17 protein-coding genes, 1 tRNA gene and 1 other annotated feature are annotated in these 20874 nt (G+C 47.8%); of the genes, 15 read left to right on the top strand and 3 right to left on the bottom strand.

Annotated features, from left to right (window positions below; translation table 11 throughout):
- Positions 1–71: 71 nt before the first annotated feature.
- Positions 72–147, top strand: a tRNA-Ala gene (locus tag J2S00_RS03040).
- A 187-nt stretch (positions 148–334) separates the two neighbouring features.
- A complete protein-coding gene (locus J2S00_RS03035) occupies positions 335–1606 on the top strand; it encodes a Glu/Leu/Phe/Val family dehydrogenase (RefSeq protein ID WP_307335271.1) in 1272 nt (423 codons plus the stop codon).
- Between the two features lie 110 nt (positions 1607–1716).
- On the opposite strand, the gene J2S00_RS03030 is transcribed toward J2S00_RS03035, so the two are convergent.
- The 3 genes from J2S00_RS03030 to J2S00_RS03020 all read right to left on the bottom strand — a co-directional run bounded on the left by J2S00_RS03030 (position 1717) and on the right by J2S00_RS03020 (position 5096).
- On the bottom strand, positions 1717–3615 hold the full coding sequence (locus tag J2S00_RS03030) for a methyl-accepting chemotaxis protein (protein ID WP_307335270.1): 1899 nt from the start codon (positions 3613–3615) through the stop codon (positions 1717–1719).
- A gap of 99 nt (positions 3616–3714) precedes the next feature.
- The gene (locus J2S00_RS03025) at positions 3715–4512 is read right to left on the bottom strand and encodes an anti-sigma factor (RefSeq protein ID WP_307335269.1); all 798 of its coding nucleotides are present in this window, start codon (positions 4510–4512) and stop codon (positions 3715–3717) included.
- Positions 4509–5096 (bottom strand): RNA polymerase sigma factor, encoded by a 588-nt coding sequence (locus J2S00_RS03020; RefSeq protein ID WP_307335268.1) that lies wholly within the window; start codon positions 5094–5096, stop codon positions 4509–4511. Before J2S00_RS03020 ends, J2S00_RS03025 begins: the two co-directional genes overlap by 4 nt.
- Positions 5097–5264: 168 nt before the next feature.
- On the opposite strand from J2S00_RS03020, the gene J2S00_RS03015 reads away from it, so the two are divergent.
- From J2S00_RS03015 to ytxC, 13 genes are all read left to right on the top strand, one after another.
- A complete protein-coding gene (locus tag J2S00_RS03015; protein ID WP_307335267.1) occupies positions 5265–6449 on the top strand; it encodes a COG1470 family protein in 1185 nt (394 codons plus the stop codon).
- A gap of 3 nt (positions 6450–6452) precedes the next feature.
- Complete coding sequence (locus tag J2S00_RS03010) at positions 6453–7373, top strand: ABC transporter ATP-binding protein (protein WP_307335266.1); 921 nt, start codon at positions 6453–6455, stop codon at positions 7371–7373.
- Positions 7374–7387: 14 nt separating this feature from the next.
- Positions 7388–8458 carry an ABC transporter permease gene (locus J2S00_RS03005; RefSeq protein WP_307335265.1) on the top strand — a complete coding sequence of 357 codons (1071 nt, stop codon included), beginning with the start codon at positions 7388–7390 and terminating at the stop codon, positions 8456–8458.
- A gap of 183 nt (positions 8459–8641) precedes the next feature.
- Positions 8642–9859 carry a NupC/NupG family nucleoside CNT transporter gene (locus tag J2S00_RS03000; RefSeq protein ID WP_307335264.1) on the top strand — a complete coding sequence of 406 codons (1218 nt, stop codon included), beginning with the start codon at positions 8642–8644 and terminating at the stop codon, positions 9857–9859.
- A gap of 566 nt (positions 9860–10425) precedes the next feature.
- On the top strand, positions 10426–11307 hold the full coding sequence (gene ilvE, locus J2S00_RS02995) for a branched-chain-amino-acid transaminase (RefSeq protein ID WP_370875825.1): 882 nt from the start codon (positions 10426–10428) through the stop codon (positions 11305–11307).
- A 21-nt stretch (positions 11308–11328) separates the two neighbouring features.
- Positions 11329–11585, top strand: a binding site (T-box leader).
- 72 nt (positions 11586–11657) lie between these two features.
- Complete coding sequence (gene ilvB / locus J2S00_RS02990; RefSeq protein WP_307335262.1) at positions 11658–13382, top strand: acetolactate synthase large subunit; 1725 nt, start codon at positions 11658–11660, stop codon at positions 13380–13382.
- Complete coding sequence (gene ilvN / locus J2S00_RS02985; protein WP_307335261.1) at positions 13379–13909, top strand: acetolactate synthase small subunit; 531 nt, start codon at positions 13379–13381, stop codon at positions 13907–13909. The genes ilvB and ilvN overlap by 4 nt, the downstream gene beginning before the upstream one ends.
- Positions 13910–13975: 66 nt before the next feature.
- Positions 13976–15004, top strand: a complete 1029-nt coding sequence (gene ilvC, locus J2S00_RS02980; protein ID WP_307335259.1) for a ketol-acid reductoisomerase — start codon at positions 13976–13978, stop codon at positions 15002–15004.
- Positions 14991–16559 (top strand): 2-isopropylmalate synthase, encoded by a 1569-nt coding sequence (locus tag J2S00_RS02975; protein ID WP_307335257.1) that lies wholly within the window; start codon positions 14991–14993, stop codon positions 16557–16559. Before ilvC ends, J2S00_RS02975 begins: the two co-directional genes overlap by 14 nt.
- Positions 16559–17644 carry a 3-isopropylmalate dehydrogenase gene (gene leuB / locus J2S00_RS02970; protein ID WP_370875824.1) on the top strand — a complete coding sequence of 362 codons (1086 nt, stop codon included), beginning with the start codon at positions 16559–16561 and terminating at the stop codon, positions 17642–17644. The genes J2S00_RS02975 and leuB overlap by 1 nt, the downstream gene beginning before the upstream one ends.
- A 76-nt stretch (positions 17645–17720) precedes the next feature.
- Complete coding sequence (leuC, locus tag J2S00_RS02965) at positions 17721–19160, top strand: 3-isopropylmalate dehydratase large subunit (RefSeq protein ID WP_307335253.1); 1440 nt, start codon at positions 17721–17723, stop codon at positions 19158–19160.
- Entirely contained in the window at positions 19138–19752 is a 615-nt protein-coding gene (leuD, locus tag J2S00_RS02960; RefSeq protein ID WP_307335252.1) for a 3-isopropylmalate dehydratase small subunit, read from the top strand. Before leuC ends, leuD begins: the two co-directional genes overlap by 23 nt.
- A 67-nt stretch (positions 19753–19819) precedes the next feature.
- Positions 19820–20749 (top strand): putative sporulation protein YtxC, encoded by a 930-nt coding sequence (gene ytxC, locus J2S00_RS02955; RefSeq protein ID WP_307335250.1) that lies wholly within the window; start codon positions 19820–19822, stop codon positions 20747–20749.
- The last annotated feature ends 125 nt before the right edge of the window (positions 20750–20874 follow it).

The following is a 20874-nucleotide window of genomic DNA, read 5'->3' as shown; positions in this document are numbered from 1 at the left end:
GAAAAAAATTTACAACGCCCCTTGCATTGCCAACATGGACCTGCTATAATACTCATTGTCGGCGATGACATGGGGCATTAGCTCAGTTGGGAGAGCGCCACGCTGGCAGCGTGGAGGTCAGCGGTTCGAGCCCGCTATGCTCCACCATACATAAACGAATCCAAGCACGATATCCATTGACCGGATATCGTGCTTTTTAGGTTATGTCAACTCCACCAGAATAGAATTTAATATTTTTTGATTAAATATACACTTGCTAATTTTATTTTACTGTGTCAAAATTTTTAGTGTAATTTTAAAAAAACAAAGAATAGTATACAGGGTAGGGGTGTATATGAAAAGAGTCAAAGTGGTTCAAAAAAACGAAGAAAAGTTAAATCCGTATGAAATTGTGCAGACCCAAATTGAAACTGCAGCAAAGAAATTGAGCATAGGAGAGCACGTGATTAATATCCTGAAGAAACCAAAACGGGTGATTACGGTTACATTCCCTGTTAAGATGGATGACGGTTCCGTCCGAGTTTTTGAGGGATATCGTTCTCAGCATAACGACGCCATTGGTCCTGCCAAAGGGGGAATTCGTTTTCATCCCAGCGTGAACAGGGATGAAGTGATAGCACTCTCCATGTGGATGACTTTTAAGTGCGGTGTTGTGGGGCTTCCTCTGGGAGGAGGAAAAGGTGGAGTCAACTGTGATCCGACGCAGTTGAGTGCAGGTGAATTGGAGAGAATCAGCCGCGCCTTTATGGAGGCCATCGCAGAGTTCGTTGGCCCCGATAAAGATGTTCCGGCTCCAGATGTCTATACCAATCCACAGGTTATGGGCTGGATGATGGATACGTACTGCCGTATGAATAAATCTTTTGTTCCTGGAGTTATTACTGGCAAACCTGTTATTATTGGCGGCTCTTTAGGACGTCATGAAGCCACTGCCCGCGGTTGTGTGCTGACAGTCAGGGAAGCGATGAAAGAGATGCACAAGCCACTGGCTGGCGCTACTGTAGCCATACAAGGGTTTGGCAATGCAGGGCGGATTGCGGCCCGGTTGCTCAGTGAGATGGGCTGCAGGATTGTAGCCGTCTCTGATTCCAAATGTGCCATCTATAAGCAAGATGGTCTGGATGTCTCCCTTCTAGAACGTTTAAAAGATGAAGCTTCTTTGGTTCACTATAATGGAGCCACGCTGATCTCTCAAGATGAGTTGTTGGCTTTGAACGTGGATGTTTTGATTCCTGCAGCCCTTGAGAATGTGATTACTGCCCAGAACGCCGGTGATGTTCAGGCCAGCATCATTGCTGAAGCGGCCAACGGCCCAACGACACCTGAAGCGGACCGCATACTGGCGAGCAAGGGGATTCTGGTTATTCCTGATATATTGGCCAATGCGGGGGGCGTCACGGTCTCTTATTTTGAAGGGGTTCAAAACGTGATGAATTATTATTGGAGTGAAGAGGAAGTTAATTCAAAATTGGAGCAGGTCATGGTCAGCTCCTATGCCAAAGTCAGTAGAATGGCAAAGGAGTATGGAACTGATATGCGCACCGCGGCATTTATGCTCTCCATCTTGCGTGTCAAGGAAGCAATGGAAGCACGGGGCTGGATCTAAAAGGTTTTTATGTAACGACCTTTTGGCGGCAGCCCTTGGTCCAGGTTATCATATGCGTAAAAGAGAGGGTGTCCCATATTAAATTTTTGGGACACCCTCTTAATTCGTGTTTAAGACGTTCGGAAACGGCCAAGCAATTGATAAAGGTTTGTAGCCATTTCGCTTAGCGCATCCGCCGAAGACTGAATTTCTTGCATAAAGGCCAATTGCTCCTCGGATGATGCAGACACATTCTGGATATTGCTGGAAGCTTCTTTAGCAATATGTTCAGTTTCTTTAATTCGCTCAACAACGTGTGTCGAATTTGTGGCAATTTCCTGAGTGGCTCTTGAAATGTCCTCCACTTGTTGACTGACATAACGGGCAGCGTTCAGTATGTTACTAAACTGCTCGCGAGCCATTTCAACGATTGATTGGCCAGCTTGAAAATCCTCCGTTACCTTATTCATTTCCCGTACAACTTGATCAGTATTCTCTTGCATATGTGTGATCAGGCGGGTCACTTCTTCAGCGGAACGGGCTGACTGATCGGCTAACTTTTTCACTTCATTAGCTACAACAGCAAAGCCACGGCCGTATTCCCCAGCTCTTGCTGCTTCAATCGAGGCATTAAGTGCCAAGAGATTCGTTTGATCGGATATATCCGAAATAGCTGCTGAGATTTGGCTGATTTGAGCTGCGCTTTTTGTTAACGCTTCTATCACCTTTGCTGCGTTCTGGACAGAGTGGCCAATCATGGACATTTGCTGGCTTATCTTTTCGATTGATCCATCTCCTTGCTCGGCTCGGTCCGCCATGTTGCGGGCGCTTTGTTCAACTTCTGTGACTGTTTGAGAGATCGTTCCTATTCCTGAACTGATCTGACTCATACCATCGGCACTTTTTTCAGCACCGCTCACCTGTGCTTCTGCTCCACTTGCAATGTGTTGAATGGACAGAGTCACTTCCTCTGTCACGGATGAAATTTCCCTGGTATGGTTTGTCAGCTGCTGGGCAGTAGCTGAAACCTGTTCCGCACTCTCATAAACTTCACGAATCAGCTTTTCGAGGGAGTCATTCATCTCATTAAATGAGTGGGACAGCTGACCTATTTCGTCATTGCTTGAGACAATGAGTTTATCTCCCGTTAAATCCCCCTGGGCCAGACGATTTAAGCGGTTCGCCAGTATTGAAAGGGGGATGCGGATAGAGCGCGGGAGCATGACGGACAAGTTAATGATCAAAACCAGAGCTCCTCCCATAAAACCGAGCATAGCAAAAAACAGCCGTTCTTGCGATTGTGAAGCTTCCATGTAACTTTGCTGGGCAAGTTGACTTCTCTCTTCTACCCAACTTTGAATAAATCTATTAAGAGAATTTACTTGCGGTAAGAGAGTACTGTTGTAATATGAAATGGCTACATCCCGTTGGCTTATGTCTGATCTTATATCCCCTCCGCCACCCAACCAAATCATAATCCGGTCCAAACGTTCAGAATAGTATTCCCATAAAGTGATAAATGTACCAACTTCTTCTTTCCCTTCTGCTTCCCATACAACAATTAACTCATCCAAGAGAGATTGTAAATCCTGCCTGATTTCCCTAATGACATCCAGTTGTTGTTCCATTTCTTCTTCTCTGCCCAATAAGGCAGCGCCAACATTGCTGTTGAGGGATTCAAACAACCGGGCCAGTTCCATCATATCGACTACAGCTAGCAAATGCTCCTCATATATTTCTTCAGTAGAATCTTTAAGCTGGTCAGCTGTATAAAGCCCCATACCGCCCACAAGTATCAGTACGATAAATATAAGAGAAAATGAAAGATAGAGCCTGTGGGAGAGCTTTAACCGTCCAAGAAGACTTTGGCGTTGCTCATGTTGACCATTAGAACCAGACCTAAACTTAAAGCGAGGCCGGAACGAGAGCAGTTTATTAAATCCTCGAGTGAATTTTTTTGATAAAAGATAGAAATAATTTGAATCAAATAGTTTCCTGCTCAAAAAAAAACCTCCTTTGTCTATGCTCATACTGATTTTATATTAATTTTCGACATTATCAGGTATATATTAATAGTACCAAAGTCCTATATCTATAGTTTTAAATACCCCTGAAGCGTTACAGATGCTTCAGGGGTGTTCACCAACTGGGTTGTAATTTAAAGAAGATTGATTTAAACGGATAAACAGCGCTTCAGGACCTGTGGGAACCTGGCTGCCTCCTTTGGGTTCAACACTGATCCGGATAAATTCAATGCCTGTTGTCTCCTCTCCACTCCAATACAAATAGGCCTTGTCTGTTTCCATTTGGACGACCCCCGCGTTATTTTCCGCATGGCCGGTATTAATCCAGACCTGGTAATCCCGATCGTCGAGGGGTTCTAGTCCTTCCAGAAAGATAATCACTTCCTGACTGGCATGGTTCACCCATAGATTACCTTTGACACTGTAAGCCAATACTCCCCATTGCTGTGAATGGGGGTTGTTGGCCAAGCCAATGCGGTAATGCAGGGTTTGGGGGTCAATCAAAAATTGGGATTCCTGGATGAGGTCACTCTGCATGTGGGAGGGCTCGTGATTACTGTCTTGGCTGGCCCACCATCCGGTGACCAAACTGAAACAGACGAGCAAGCCACTAATCAGAGATAACACAGCTGGTTTTGGTCCCAGAGGCTTGGAACGTCGTTTGGAAAAACCGATCGTTTTCTTTAAACGCTTCTCTATCCGGGGAAAGGAGGTGGCTATCTCCCTTTCACATTCGGGGTGGGAGTGTGTCCCCAGAAGTACGGCCCATTCTTCCAAGCGCTTGTGACAGTGTGCGCAGTGCTTGAGATGCGCTTCAACCTGTTCCATCTGTTGCTCGGGCAATTGATTTAATAACGTATCAACAATCATTTCATCACTTAAGCAGCGGTTTGCATGACTCACCGGCTATCCTCTCCTCCGGGACCTTGCCAATGCCATTCTTCAAGTTGTTTTCTCATGTTTTTTAACCCGTAACGGATCATGGATTTGACCGTACCTAGCGGTCGCTTCATTTGTCTGGCTATGGAACGGTGGCTCTCTTCCCTGAAATAGGCATGCTGAAGCACTTGCCGCTGAGGGGCTGGAATCTGTTGTAAAGCTTTGGCCAGGGTTTCTTTTAATTCTTTGGATAAGGTGTGCTGCACAGTCGGATCATCATTAGCAGCTCCGCCAATCTCCGCTTGTTCTGCCAGCCCTGTCAAGTGTTTCTTTTGGGCTCTCAACCGGTCCAGGCACTTGCTCTTTGTTTTCACTGCGAGCCATGCTTCCAATGAGCCGCGACAGGGATCGTAGCGCTCAGGTTGGTTTAAAAGTTCCAAAAATATATCATGGCACACATCTTCAGCTTCATGTCTGTTTTTTAACATGGTCATGGCAATGCGAAAGATCAGCGGGAGGTATTTTTCGTATAGAAAATCAAATGCTTCTTCCGAGCCCCTGTTGACCCGCTTAATTAATAATAGCAGTTCGTGCTTTGTTTTCCCCATGTCCTTCCCCCCAAAGCTTTCAGCCTCTCTATTTTTTATGTACCAAATTTGCTGTGGTTTGAAAATAGAACATTTTTTCTCACGAAAATATGCTTTTAGACAAATCCATTAGCCAGTTTTGTTCGTAGTTATAGTGATAAATGAAATTGACACAGGGGGGAACGTACGATGCATTGGGCGAGAAGAGTGAATAACAGACGTGGCTTACGCTTGTTGCTGATCACGGTGCTGGGGGTGAGCCTGATTGGGCTGGGCCAGATGAGTGCTTTGGCACAGCCGGCACTGGAACTGTTTACGCCTTACCCAGGGGTGTCGGTGACTCCTGGAGAGTCGCTCAACTATGAGATTGAGGTGATTAACAATGGCTCCGGTATTCAGTTTGTGACCTTCCGAATTGAAGGGTTAGCTGATGATTGGAACTATCATTTGACCGCGGACGGACGGGATATTAAGCGACTGTCTGTGCGTCCCGGTCAAAGTGAAACGGTCTATTTGCAAGTGGATGTGCCGCTGCAAATTGACAAGGGGGAGTATGAATTCCGTTTGGTGGGTTCAGGCTCCGGCAATGTGCGAGCCGTGTTGCCCATTACGGTGGATGTGACCGAAGAAGGGACTTATCGGACAGAACTAACCAGTGAGCAGCCTAATATGGAAGGACATGCCGATTCCAACTTTACGTTTAAAGCCAGCTTGCGTAACCGGACGGCAAGTGAGCAGCTTTATTCCTTATCGGCAGACGCGCCCCGGGGATGGCAGGTGCGCTTTGAGTCAGGGGGCCAGCATGTCACCTCAGTCAATGTAGATCCCAATGGAGTGCAAGATATTAACATTGAGGTGAATCCGCCTGAGGGTATCACAGATGGCACTTACACTATTCCAATCACGGCGGCCACCAGTGGCACAAAAGCCACTTTGGAATTGGAAGTGGTCATTACGGGGACATATGATCTGGTGGTCAGCACGCCAAGTGAACGGTTAAATTTTGATATCACGGCTGGCAGAAGCAAAACAATTGAACTGGAAGTGACCAACCAGGGTACGGCTGATTTGAGAGATATCAGCTTGGAGGCATCTGCTCCGGTCAACTGGGAGGTCAGCTTTGAACCGGAACGCATTGATGTGTTGCCGCCAGGAGAGTCAGCCCGGGTGCGGGCAACGGTGACAGCAGATCAAAATGCCTTGGCCGGGGACTATGTGCTAAATATTGATGCCAGCGCACCGGAAGTGTCCAACTCTGCATCCTTCAGGGCAACGGTTAAAACACCATTGTTGTGGGGTTGGATTGGCATTTTAATTATAGCCGGGGTTATCGGGGGTATTGGTTATCTGTTTAAAACATACGGGAGGCGATAACCCATGGGTGTGATTGAACTTGAAGGATTGACGAAAATATATGACGATTATACAGCTGTTGACCATATTGATCTGTCTGTGGAACAGGGGGAAATCTTTGGCCTCTTGGGGCCAAACGGAGCCGGAAAAACGACTACTATTTTGATGATGCTGGGTTTAATCGAACCCACTTCCGGTTCCGTACGTGTCTGTCAGATTGATTCAATCCGCTATCCCATGGAAGTGAAACAGCGAGTGGGCTACTTACCCGATGATCTTGGCTTTTACGATGAGCGGACAGGGCTGGAAAACCTGCTCCTCACCGCCCAATTAAACGGCATCCCGCTCAAGGAGGCCCGCTCAAGAGCGGAAATCCTGCTAGACAGAGTAGGGTTGGCCCACGCAGCCCATCAAAAAGCGGGTACTTACTCCCGGGGAATGAGACAGCGGCTGGGATTGGCCGATGTGTTAATGAAAAAACCGGAAGTGATTGTGCTTGATGAGCCCACATTGGGGCTTGACCCGGAGGGGATGCAAGAACTGCTGGCCTTAATCCAGTCTTTAAGCCGGAATGAAAATATGACGGTCCTTTTGTCCTCACACCATTTGTATCAGGTGCAGCAGATTTGTGACCGGGTGGGCTTGTTTGTGGGCGGGCGCCTGATGGCGGTTGGTCCCATTGATCAACTGGCTCGAGAGATGTTTAAGGATGAACCGCTGGTTGTCTTTCTCAGATGTTCACCAGCATCCGATCAGCTCCGGGAAGAGGTGCTGTCAGTACCAGGCGTCATCAGTGCAGAAACGGAGGGAGACCAGTGGGAAGTGACCTGTGAACGGGATGTCAGCGCTGAGATCGCCAGGACTGTTGTGGAGAACGGCGCCCGACTGCAGCATCTCTTTACCAAGGATTATGGCCTTGATGAGATTTACCGCCGCTATTTTTAAGGGAGGGGATACGAGTGACTCGCCCCAACCTTAAACAGTGGTTAGCTGATAAGATGATATTCTTAAAATCGTTTAGAAGGGGTAACGAAACAGAGAAAGAAGAAATGGGTATAAAACCGCAGCTTGACAAAGAGACGCCCCATCCCTTTTGGGTATTGGTTCAAAAAGAAGTGACAGATCATATGCGCAGCTGGAGGTATGTCATTTTACTGGCGATTCTCTTGTTAACCTGCATGGGTTCGTTATATACCGCTTTGATGAGCATCAGGGATGCGGTATCCGGGGAAGGCTCTGATGTGGGATTTGTTTTTCTGAAATTGTTCACAGTCTCTGATGGCACATTGCCCCCGTTTATTACTTTTGTTGGGTTTTTAGGCCCCTTGCTAGGAATTACCTTGGGCTTTGATGCGGTCAATTCAGAGCTAAACAAACGGACATTAATTCGCATTTTGGCTCAGCCGGTTCCCAGAGATTATGTCATTAATGCCAAATTTGTCGGAGCGTTAATGATGATTGGCCTTCTGTTCTTCGGACTGGGCTTCCTGGTCATGGGCTTGGGATTAATGATGATTGGCATTCCGCCCACACCAGAGGAATTTTTACGCATGCTTGCTTTCCTCATTCTCAGTGTGGTCTATGTGGCCTTCTGGTTAAATTTGGCCATTCTGTTTTCCATCCGTTTCAGACAGGCGGCCACTTCTGCCTTGGCCAGTATTGCCGTATGGCTGTTTTTCTCTGTGTTTTACCAACTGATTGTCAATATGATCGGCTTAGCCCGGGGCAGCACTGGCCTGGCACCGGAGGCGTCTGCTACTGCCCAACAAATTCAGTTGGTGCAAGCCTTGTTACGATTATCTCCCAATCACCTGTTTAGTGAAGCAACAACGACCCTGCTGGTGCCTTCCATTCGCAGCCTGGGGCCGCTCACCATGGAACAAGTGTACGGCGCCCTGCCCACACCCCTTCCGCTGGGGCAAAGTTTAATGCTGGTTTGGCCACAGGTGACCGCATTGATCGCGGTGACCATGCTCTGCTTTGCCTTCTCGTATGTTTCATTTATGAGGCAAGACATCCGTGCTAGATAGCATGTGGCAAGGCATCCATAGCAGATTAGCAAAAAAGTCTCTTTGGCGAAGAACCTTGGCCAGGGTCTTCGCTTTTTCTGTGGAGCAATTTCCCGATGATTGCAGAAAAAGTATTGCATAACTGATGCTAAATATGGAAAAATAAATGTTGTCCCACTTATTATTACCGAAAGGGTGTTTTGTGTGAACTATATTTGGGGTTTACTTGGTATTATTGTTATTTTTGCAATCGCTTTCCTGTTTTCTGCTAACAGGACGCGCATTAACCTGCGCACCATCTTGGGTGGATTAGCCATCCAAATTTCATTTGCTTTTATTGTCTTAAAATGGGAATTTGGCCGGGCAATCTTTTTGGGGATTACGGAGTGGGTCTCCAACATTATGGATTTTGCCCGGGAAGGATCGGAGTTTTTGTTTGGCGGCTTGTTTAACGAATACAACGGATTTGTTTTTGCCTTTGAAGTACTGACCATTATCATTTTCTTCTCTTCCTTAATCTCTGTGTTGTATTACCTGGGTGTCATGCAGTGGTTTATCAAAATTATCGGGGGTGCTTTGGCCAAAGTGCTGGGGACCAGCCGTCCCGAATCCCTGTGTGCGGCGGCTAATATTTTTGTGGGACAAACGGAAGCACCGCTGGTGGTTAGGCCCTATATTGAAAAAATGACCCAATCTGAGCTGTTTGCGGTGATGACCGGCGGACTGGCCTCTGTTGCCGGGTCCGTTCTGTTCGGCTATGCCGCCTTGGGCATCCCCCTGGAATATTTGCTGGCGGCCAGTTTCATGGCTGCGCCTGCGGGCCTGATCATGGCCAAAATGGTGATGCCGGAAGTGAACAAGCAGCAGATTTCCGACGATAAAGTGGATTTGGAAAAAGACAAGGAGTCTGCCAATGTGATTGACGCGGCTGCCCGGGGAGCTTCTGTTGGTTTAAAACTGGCTTTGAATGTGGGGGCTATGCTGTTGGCCTTCATTGCCTTAATTGCCTTAGTTAACGGGATCTTGGGGACCATTGGCGGTTGGGTTGGTTTTCCAGTGCTTACCTTGGAACTGATCTTGGGTTATGTTTTTGCCCCCATTGCCTTTGCTATTGGTGTTCCTTGGGCTGAAGCGGTATCAGCCGGTTCATTTCTCGGACAAAAAATTGTGCTTAATGAATTTGTCGCCTACGTCAGCTTTTCAGAAGTGATGGCGGAACTGACACCGAAAACAGTGGCCATTCTAAGTTTTGCTTTATGTGGATTTGCCAATCTGAGCTCGCTTGGTATTTTGCTGGGCGGGATTGGTGGACTAGCTCCCAACCGTCGTCCGGATATTGCCCGTCTGGGGCTCAGGGCCATTTTGGCCGGTACGCTGGCTTCATTGTTGAGCGGGGCTATTGCCGGCATGCTGATTGGATAGTAATTTAAACTGAAACATAGTGAACAAGGGCTGTCTACAGAGGGGACAGCCCTTTTTAACATAGCTTTAGTTGGCCATTCACTCGGTGGTTGAGCGGTGATGCATCAGTTTTTTTATGTTTTACAAAAAGTTTATAATTCCATAATCGCAAGCCCCACAAAGGAGTAAGCGTTTTCAAGTTTTTGATTAAATCGAAAAAGTCAAAAAAATAGTCTTGACTCCACTATCACCTGGTATTAAAATAGCTATCAAAATTAAAAAACAAAGCACTGATATAGAATGGTCAGGAGGATATCTAGGGTTCCGCTGTAAGTTTGTCTGATGCCTCGATGTGTCAGATAAGTTTACAGGTCTGGTCCAAGCGATATCAGCACCATGGAACATGGTGTACACCGTGAGGACAAAAGCCTCTGCGGATAGGTTCTGACGTAGCGGGAGGGACGTTATGACTTATTTGCAGGGTTTTTGTCTTTTTTTGAAACGTCGTTGCAGCAATCTTTATACAACATGACAGTTCAAAAAATTTCCTCAAAGGGAGTGTGCCAAAAGTGGGTCAGTGGATCTTTATGGACGGTGAGTTTGTCACCAAAGAAGACGCTAAGGTATCGGTTTATGATCATGCTTTTTTATATGGCGATGGTGTGTTTGAAGGAATAAGAGCCTACTCTGGCAATGTGTTTAAGCTGAAGGAGCATCTTGAGCGTTTGTACAATTCGGCTAAGGTGATTATGCTGGAGATTCCCTACACCATGGAAGAGATGGAGCAGATCATCTGCGAAACGTTACGCAAAAACCAACTGGAGGATGCTTATATACGCCTTGTTGTCTCCAGGGGGAAAGGCAATCTCGGTTTGGACCCTTTCACCTGTGGCAGGCCCCAGGTCATTGTCATTGCTGAAGCGTTGGCTTTATATCCTAAGGAATATTATGAAAAAGGACTGGAAATTGTGACAGTGGCTACCCGCCGCAACCGTCCCGATGTTTTAAGCCCCAAGATAAAGTCACTCAACTATTTAAACAACATTCTCGTTAAAATTGAAGCTCATCTGGCCGGGGTCAAAGAAGCGATGATGCTCAATACAGAAGGGTATGTGGTGGAGTGTTCCGGTGACAACATCTTTTTGGTCAAAAATGGGGTGCTGTACACACCGCCAACCTATCTGGGGGCATTAGAAGGAATTACCCGCAATGCCATCATTGAGTTGGCCAGGGAAAAAGGCTATGTGGTTAAGGAAGAGCCTTTTACCCAGTATGATGTTTATACCGCTGATGAAGTTTTCTTGACCGGAACCGCAGCTGAGGTGATTGCAGTTGTCAAGGTTGATGGCCGGGTCATTGGAGATGGTCAGCCTGGGCCACATACTCAGACCCTGTTGCAAGCCTTCCGTGAGTTAGTGGTCACTGATGGCGTTAAGGTTTATCCACAGCAAAAATACCAGGTAGGATAAACACTTATGATAACTTTATAATGTAAAGCGTTGAAGGGGAAAAGTAGTCTTAAGGCCGTGTATCTACAGAGAGCCGGGGCAGCTGAAAACCGGTGGTACACACTTAGGATGAACTCACCTCTGAGCGTCTCACTGAACAGAGAGTAGGTGAGGCCGGGTGCACTGCACTCGTTACTAAAAGGGACGGAGCAATTGGATCTTCCGTTCATGAGGCATTGTCCGCAAGGGCAATGTGAAGAAGGGTGGTACCATGGAAAGGAAATCTTTTCATCCCTTGCCTGACCGTATGGTCTTGCTGTGGGGAGGAAAAGGTTTTTTTATTCGTCAAAAACAGATTAGAGGGGATGAATATGAGCGTAAAGTTGCAAGCGGAAGAGGCGGCTGCTCATAGCAGCCAAAAGAGGATGTCAGGGGCACTTATGCTGGTTGAGGCCTTAAAAAAAGAGGGAGTGGAGGTTATTTTTGGTTATCCCGGAGGGGCCGTCTTAACCATTTATGACGCCTTGTATGATGCGGGAATCCGTCATATTTTGACCCGGCATGAGCAGGGTGCTATTCATGCTGCCGAAGGATATGCCCGGGTAACTGGTAAAACGGCTGTGGTCATTGCTACCTCCGGTCCTGGAATTACCAATATGGTCACTGGTTTGACCGATGCCATGATGGACTCACTGCCTATTGTGGTGATTGCCGGGCAGGTCAACACTACTGTAATGGGTACAGATGCTTTTCAGGAAGCACCGACTGTTGGGATTACCATGCCGATTACTAAGCATAATTACCAAGTGAAATCGATTGATGACCTGCCGCGGATCATCAAGGAAGCTTTTCATATCGCCGGCACGGGACGGCCGGGACCAGTGCTCATTGATATCCCCAAGGACATCTCCAATCAGGAAGGGCTGTTTAACTATCCCGAAGAGGTGTCTCTCAGAGGGTATCAACCGACAGTAAGCCCTAACCGGCTGCAGATTCAAAAAATTGTGGCGGCCATCAAGCAGGCTAAAAAACCAGTTATCCTGGCTGGGGCTGGCGTTCTTCATGCCAAGGCTCATCAAGAGCTGAGAAGTTTTGCCGAACGGGTTAACATGCCGGTTGTCAATACACTCTTAGGACTAGGATCTTTCCCGGGCGATCATCCCTTGTTCCTGGGGATGGGCGGCATGCATGGCACTTACGTGGCCAATATGGCTTTGTATGAAGCCGATTTGATTATCAATTTCGGAGCCCGCTTTGACGACCGCTTAACAGGCAATCCGAAACATTTTGCCAAGTTTGCCAAAGTGGCCCATGTGGATATTGACCCGGCCGAAATCGGCAAGGTGGTTGAGACCGATATTCCGGTAGTAGGGGATGCCAGGGAAACCCTTAAGATGCTACTAGAGGAAGATTTGGCCCCCGGAGACACCGCCCAGTGGTGGCAGCATCTGAACCAAATGAAAAAAGAATATCCCTTATGGTATACCGAAGACCATAAAACATTAAAACCCCAGCGGTTAATAGAAATGATTCATGAACTGACCGGAGGCGAGGCGGTGGTGACCACAGATGTGGGCCAGCATCAGATGTGGACGGCTCAATACTACACCTTCAAGGAGCCCCATCGCTGGGTTACTTCAGGCGGACTGGGCACCATGGGCTTTGGTTTTCCAGCAGCGATCGGCGCACAGCTGGGGATGCGTGATAAAACTGTTTTGGCCGTGGTTGGTGATGCCGGTTTTCAGATGACCTTGCAAGAGCTCTCCGTCCTCACCGATTATGATCTGCCTGTCAAAGTGATCATTGTCAACAATTACGCTTTAGGAATGGTCAGACAATGGCAGCAACTTTTCTACAAGGAACGTTACTCTGAGTCACTTATCCCCAATCAGCCTGACTATGTGAAGCTGGCCGAATCTTATCAGATCAAAGGGCTTAGAGCTGAAACGGAAGCAGAAGCCAGGGCAGCCATTGAAGAGGCTTTGAACACTCCTGGTCCTGTGTTGGTTGATTGCCGGGTGACACCTGATGAAAATGTATATCCCATGATAGCACCGGGCAAAGGGATCCATGAAATGGAGGGGATTAAGCCATGAGACGCATTTTAAGTGTCATTGTCAATGATCATTTGGGTGTGTTGAACCGGATTACAGGCTTGTTTTTACGCCGCGGTTTTAACATTGACAGTATTACCGTGGGCAAGACGGAGACAGAAGGACTATCCCGGATGACCATTGTGGTCAATGTGGAAGATGAACGCACAAATGAACAAATCATCAAGCAATTGCACAAGCAAATTGATGTGATTAAAGTGATCGACATTACCAATGAACCTTCTGTGGAGCGGGAATTGGTCATGATCAAGGTGCTCAGTCCTTTGCAGAAAAGAACTGAGCTGACCAACCTAATCGAACCGTTCCGCGCTTCGATCATCGATGTCAGCCTGGAAAGTGTGACCATCCAGGCCACAGGCAACCCGGAAAAAATCGAAGCATTGATCGAGTTATTGCGACCCTATGGCATTAAGGAACTGGCCCGCACTGGGGTGACCGCCTTTAAACGGGGCGGAGAACGGGAGCGGGAAGTGACCCGCATCAAGCATGATGCCCTTTCCCTGATTTAGTGGTTCTATTACTTCATTCACATACATGTTTGAAGAGGAAAAATGAACAAAAAGGAGAGATGACAAATGGCAAAGATGTATTATGATCAAGATGTTCAATTGGATGTATTACAAGGAAAAACAGTAGCCGTTATTGGCTATGGTTCCCAGGGGCATGCCCACGCTCAAAACTTGAGGGATAATGGGATCAATGTGGTCATTGGTTTGCGCAGAGGTAAATCTTGGGAAAAGGCGGAAGAAGATGGCTTCCAAGTTTATTCCGTCTCTGAAGCAACCCAACAAGCCGATATTGTCATGCTGCTTCTGCCTGATGAAAGCCAGCCTCAGGTTTACGAACAGGAGATCAAACCTTACTTAAGAGAAAATCAGGCGCTTGCTTTTGCTCATGGATTTAATGTTCACTTTAATCAGGTGGTTCCGCCTGACAATGTGGATGTCTTTTTGGTTGCTCCTAAAGGTCCCGGCCACGTGGTGCGCCGCGTGTTCCAGGAAGGCGGCGGGGTTCCCGGTCTGATTGCCGTTTATCAGGATGTGACCGGTCAAGCGAAAGAGATTGCCTTGGCTTACAGCAAAGGGATTGGCTGTACCCGGGCCGCGGTGATTGAAACCACCTTCCGGGAAGAGACAGAAACCGATTTGTTTGGTGAGCAGGCCGTGCTGTGCGGAGGTTTAGCGGCCCTCATCAAAGCTGGGTTTGAAACATTGACAGAAGCAGGATATCAGCCCGAGGTTGTCTATTTCGAATGCTTGCATGAAATGAAATTGATCGTTGACCTGATATATGAAGAGGGGTTGGCAGGGATGCGCTACTCTGTCTCTGACACCGCCCAGTGGGGAGATTTGACAGCCGGACCGCGCATCATTAATGAGCAAACCAAACAGGAAATGAAAAAGCTTTTGGAAGAAATCCAGTCTGGTCAGTTTGCCAAGGGCTGGGTACTTGAAAATCAGGCCAACCGCCCCATGTTTAATGCTTTAACCCGTCGTGAAAATGAACATCTTATTGAGCAGGTGGGACGCCAGTTGAGGGAGAAAATGCCTTTTGTTAAAGGAAAAGGTGTGTTGAAGGATGTGGTGACGAGTGCGAAAAATTGATATTTTTGACACCACATTGAGAGACGGTGAACAGTCTGCCGGAGTCAATCTTCATTTTAATGAAAAACTGGAGATTGCCTATCAGCTGGAACGTTATGGTGTCAATATTATGGAGGCTGGTTATCCAGCCTCCTCCGAAGGAGATTTTCGAGCAGTACAGCATATTGCCAGGGAAATCAAAAATTGTTCCGTGACAGGGTTGGCCCGCTCTGTTCAAAGTGACATTGATGCTGCCTGGGAAGCGCTGAAGGATGGTGTGGATCCTCGCTTGCATGTCTTTATTGCCACTTCCCCCATCCATATGAAATACAAACTGAACATGACGGAGGACGAATTGATCGAAACAGCTGTTTCGGCCGTAAAGTATGCCAAGCGCTTCTTCCCCAAAGTGCAATGGTCCGCCGAAGATGCCACCCGCAGTGATTGGGACTTTTTGGTTGAGATTATTACTAAGGTGATTGATGCTGGAGCCTGTGTGATCAATCTGCCGGATACAGTGGGTTACATGCACCCCCAGGAGTACGGAGCTATGTTCCGGTATATTCGGGACAATGTACCCAATATTGACAGGGTGAAGTTGTCTGCCCACTGCCATGATGATCTTGGTATGGCTGTAGCCAACTCGCTGGCCGCCATTGAACAGGGTGTACAGCAAATTGAAGGCACGATCAACGGCATTGGGGAACGGGCTGGTAATGCCTCTTTAGAAGAAATTGGCGTTGCTTTGTATACCCGGCGAGACCATTATCAAGCCGAGACCAGCTTAGATCTGGCTCAAACAATCCGCACCAGCCAGCTGGTCAGCAAACTGACCGGTATGCCTGTCCCGCCCAACAAGGCAGTGGTTGGAGCCAATGCCTTTGCCCATGAGTCGGGGATTCATCAGGATGGTGTGCTGAAGAATAAGTTAACCTATGAAATTATTGAACCTGAATTGGTCGGTTTATCCTCCAACCGGATGGTGCTGGGCAAACACTCCGGCCGTCACGCTTTTAAAGAGAAGTGTAAGGAAATGGGGCTTCAATTGTCCGAGGAAGCGTTCCAGAAGCTGTTTAAAGCCTTCAAAGATTTGACGGCCAAAAAGAAAGAAGTGACTGAGGACGATATCCTCACCCTGGTGATGAATACCAATGTACAGGGCAAAGAAGAAAGATATGAGCTGCAATTTTTACAAGTGGCCTATGGTTCTCATGTGGTACCCACCACCACGGTAGGCATCAAATTGCCCAGTGGTGAGGTCGTGCAGGAGTCAGCTACAGGCAAAGGCAGCGTTGAATCCCTGTACAATGCCATTGAACGGGTGTTGGACAATGAAGTTAAGCTGCTAGATTACCGCATCCAGTCTACGACCAGTGGCATCGATTCGCTGGCTGAAGTATATGTCAAAGTGAATTATCATGGGCAAACATCCAGCGGCCGGGGTATTGCGCACGATGTGCTGGAAGCTTCAGCAAAAGCTTATCTGGATGCTGTCAACCGCATCCTGTTCAAAGAACAATATATGCAATACCGTACTGAACAACGGGAAGAGACAAAAGGAGTGAAAGCCCTTTGATCAAGCAAATCGCCGTTCTGCCAGGAGACGGAATAGGACCTGAAGTGACCGGGGAAGCTGTTCAACTTCTCGAAGAAGTGGGTATACAGTTCGGCCATACTTTCCATTTCCAGTATGCCGATATTGGAGGGTGTGCCCTGGATAAAACGGGCACGCCCCTGCCTGAAGAAACACTCCAACTTTGCCGGGAAAGTGACGCCATCTTGCTTGGTGCTGTGGGTGGACCCAAGTGGGACCATGGCCCCGGTGAGAAAAGACCTGAAGCCGGTCTGTTGGGTTTGCGCAAAGAACTGCAGTTATATGCCAATCTGCGCCCCGTGATTGTTTTCCCGGCTCTGGCCAATGCCTCATCCCTGAAAGCGGAAGTGCTGGAAGGCGTCGACCTGATGATTATTCGTGAATTAACGGGAGGGCTCTATTTCGGTCAGCCCAGAGGACGCAAACAAACAGATCAGGGGCTGGCCGTCGTAGATACCTTGTATTACACCGAGGCTGAGATCGAACGTGTGCTGAGAAAAGCATTTGAAATTGCCCGTGTCAGAAAGAAACATTTGGTCTCAGTGGATAAAGCCAATGTATTGGATAGCAGTCGCTTGTGGAGAGAAACCGCCGATCGGATCGGAAAGGAATATCCCGATGTTAAACTGGAGCATATGCTGGTTGATAATGCGGCCATGCAGCTGGTCAGAAAACCGAGCCAGTTTGACACCGTGGTCACAGAGAATATGTTCGGAGACATTTTAAGTGATGAAGCGGCTATGTTAAGCGGGTCATTGGGCATGCTCCCTTCAGCCAGTCTGAGTGAAGATGGACCGGGCTTGTACGAACCGGTACACGGCTCGGCTCCGGACATCGCCGGGCAAAATCTGGCCAATCCGCTGGCAACTTTTTTATCAGTCGCGATGATGTTAAAATACTCTTTTCATTTGGAGAAGGAAGCTCAGGCTGTCGAACAGGCCATCCGCAAGGTATTGGATGATGGTTACCGCACCCGTGATTTGGCTCAAGAAGGAGAGCCTGCCTTGAGCACAACTGAAATGGGCGAAAAAGTGCGTGCCTATCTGAAACAGGAAATTTCGGTCTGATAGAAATATATCCGTGATGAAGGGAACGGTTCGAAAAGGAACGGATGAAAATGACTGTCAAGAGAGGTGAACAGAGTTGAGTCCCAAAACAATGATCGATAAAATTTGGGAACAGCATGTGGTTGTGGAAGAAGAGAATAAACCCAGTTTGATCTATATAGATTTGCATTTGATCCATGAAGTGACATCACCCCAGGCCTTTGAAGGATTGCGTCTGGCCGGGCGACGCGTACGCCGGCCTGAGCAGACTTTTGCCACCATGGACCACAATGTGCCGACCGATGATCCCTTTTCCACCAGGGATGAAATTGCTGTTAAACAAATGAAAACATTAACAGAGAACTGTAAGGAGTTTGGCATTCCTTTGGCCGATTTGCACAGTGAAGAGCAAGGCATAGTGCATGTGATCGGACCTGAGCTGGGCCTCACCTTGCCGGGTAAAACCATTGTCTGCGGGGACAGCCACACCTCCACCCACGGTGCTTTTGGTGCCTTGGCTTTCGGCATTGGTACCAGTGAAGTGGAGCATGTATTGGCCACTCAATGTTTGTGGCAAAAGCGCCCCAAGACGATGAGAATCAATTTTACAGGCGAACGGGGACTGGGTGTGATGGCCAAGGATGTCATTTTAGGACTGATTGCCAGGTATGGGGTTGACTTTGGCACCGGTTATGTAGTGGAATACGCGGGGCCTGTGATTGAAAACATGACCATGGAAGAGCGCATGACCATCTGTAACATGTCCATTGAATTTGGCGCCAGAGCCGGCTTGATCGCTCCTGATCAAACCACTTTTGAATATCTTCATGGACGCTTGTATGCACCAAAAGGAGAGGCTTTTGAACAAGCCGTGGAGGAATGGAAAGCATTAGCCACCGACGACGGAGCCGTGTTTGACAAAGAAGTGACCTTTGATGTGAGTAACCTTGAGCCGCAAGTCACCTGGGGCACTAACCCGGGTATGGGCACAGGGATCAGCGGTGTTGTTCCTGATCCCAGCGATTTTGAGAGTGAAGTTCAGCAGCGGGCCGCCGCTCAGGCTTTAGAATACATGGGGCTTCAGCCGGGAACAAAAATCACCGAGATCCCCATTGATTATGTGTTTATCGGTTCGTGTACCAACTCCCGTATTGAGGATTTAAGAGAAGCGGCCCACATTGTCAAAGGACGCAAGGTGGCACCAGGTGTGACGGCGCTGGTCGTCCCGGGTTCCAAAAAAGTGAAGCGGCAAGCAGAGGAAGAAGGATTGCACCATATTTTTATCGAGGCCGGTTTTGAGTGGAGAGAAGCGGGCTGCAGCATGTGCTTAAGTATGAACCCCGATGTGGTACCACCTGGCAAACGGTGTGCCTCCACCTCTAACCGTAATTTCGAGGGCCGCCAGGGAAGAGGGGCACGAACTCATTTGGTCAGCCCGGCCATGGCGGCAGCAGCGGCTGTTTTCGGCCATTTTGTGGATGTGCGTGAACTAGATTTAAGAAGGAGGGATCGCCATGGAGCCCCTCATTCGGCATAAGGGTTTAGTGGCACCATTGGATAAAGTGAATGTGGATACGGACCAGATCATTCCGAAACAATTTTTAAAACGGATCGAACGCACCGGATTTGGCCAGTTCCTGTTCTATGATTGGCGCTACTTGGATGACGGATCGCCCAATCCCAACTTCACCTTGAATGAACCGAGATATGAGGGGGCCAGCATTTTGCTGACCCGTCACAATTTTGGTTGCGGATCGTCCCGGGAGCATGCTCCCTGGGCTCTCCTTGACTACGGGTTTAAGGTGATTATTGCACCGTCCTTTGCGGATATCTTCTACAACAACTGCTTTAAAAACGGGATTTTGCCTATTGCTTTGGATGAACAGGAAGTTGATCTTTTGTTTAAGCGGGCACTGGACACAGAAGGCTACACCTTGACCGTCGACTTGGAGAAGCAGGAGATCAGCGATGAAGCGGGATGGAAAACTTCGTTCACCACAGATCCCTACCGCCGCGAGATGTTGCTAAAAGGATTGGATGACATAGGTGTAACGGAGTTATATGCCGAACAGATTGCACACTATGAACAAACCAAACGTAAACCTTACCAATTGATCCACGGACTTTAGATGTATAGTTCACCCCCTCTAACCATACACTAGGTAGAAACAAGTGTATTGGTGAGGGGGTGAACTGGTGTTTTCAATCCGATTTGAATCCGGACATCAATCCCTTTGGAAAAAGGAATGGATGTTGTTTGTGGAGGATATGTACCAGTCGGTCAGGTGGTTGGAGCAGCTGGAGTTTGACGTGCAGTTTGACTATACGCAACAAGATCTGACCATACATTGCTGTAAGTTGCCGGAGACATTGTCTGCTGAGGAAGCCCGCCGGGTGTGGCAGCACGTGTTTAGTTCTCTTGTGTCCGATTTTTTAGTTGATAAAATGGAGGATTACTTACTTGTAGACCTTATTCAGCATACATACGGATATCGGCAGTTGGAAGAGCTCAGCCGTCTTTATCTCTACTGTGATCAAGTGTTAAATACAGCTGAGGAAGAGGAACAGTTAGAATGGCCTCATGAAGTCAAAGTTGAGGAACGCAAACAACTGATTTACCAGCAGGTCTATATCTATCTGAGCGAGGCGGATACACTTCATCTGCAAGGCTTTTTCCAGTTTAGATTGAAGGCCTACCACCAGCAATTGCAGGAAGCTGTTGAATACGCCATTGATGAATATGTGCTTGACCAGGAGTATGAGCGCTTTATCCAATTGTTGCGCTTGTTTGTGACTTCCCAAATGCCCAAATGTGCCCTGTTACATGTGGTGCATACCGGCCAGCGTCACTTTCATGTATTTGATGACGAAGGGAAGCTCGTAACCCAGGAGGAGCTGATGGAGCGCCTGGCGGAATGGACGGGCTCTTTTACCAACCAGGATGAATTAATTATCAGTGCTCTTATGAGTTATCTGCCCCGTCGCATCGTTTTGCACACCCTGCATCCTGACCAAGCGGTGATCCGCACCTTACAGCACATTTTTGGTGAGCGGATAAGGGTCTGCACAGGTTGTGAACAGTGTGAACGGTGGAAAAGGGAGACGCAACGCTACACCCAGGGTTAATTGACGACCTATAATATGATTCAAGGCCCAAAGCTTGACGTTCTCCTGAGGGACCTTTATAATATTGAATTAAATTGAACGTTATGCCTCAGCGTTTGATCAACTGAACAGCGATGAGGAGGACA

Origin of the sequence: Caldalkalibacillus uzonensis, assembly GCF_030814135.1 — a bacterium.
Lineage (GTDB): Bacteria > Bacillota > Bacilli > Caldalkalibacillales > Caldalkalibacillaceae > Caldalkalibacillus > Caldalkalibacillus uzonensis.
Note: the sequence above shows the minus strand (reverse complement) of the source record. Positions and strands in the feature narration are given on the sequence as shown.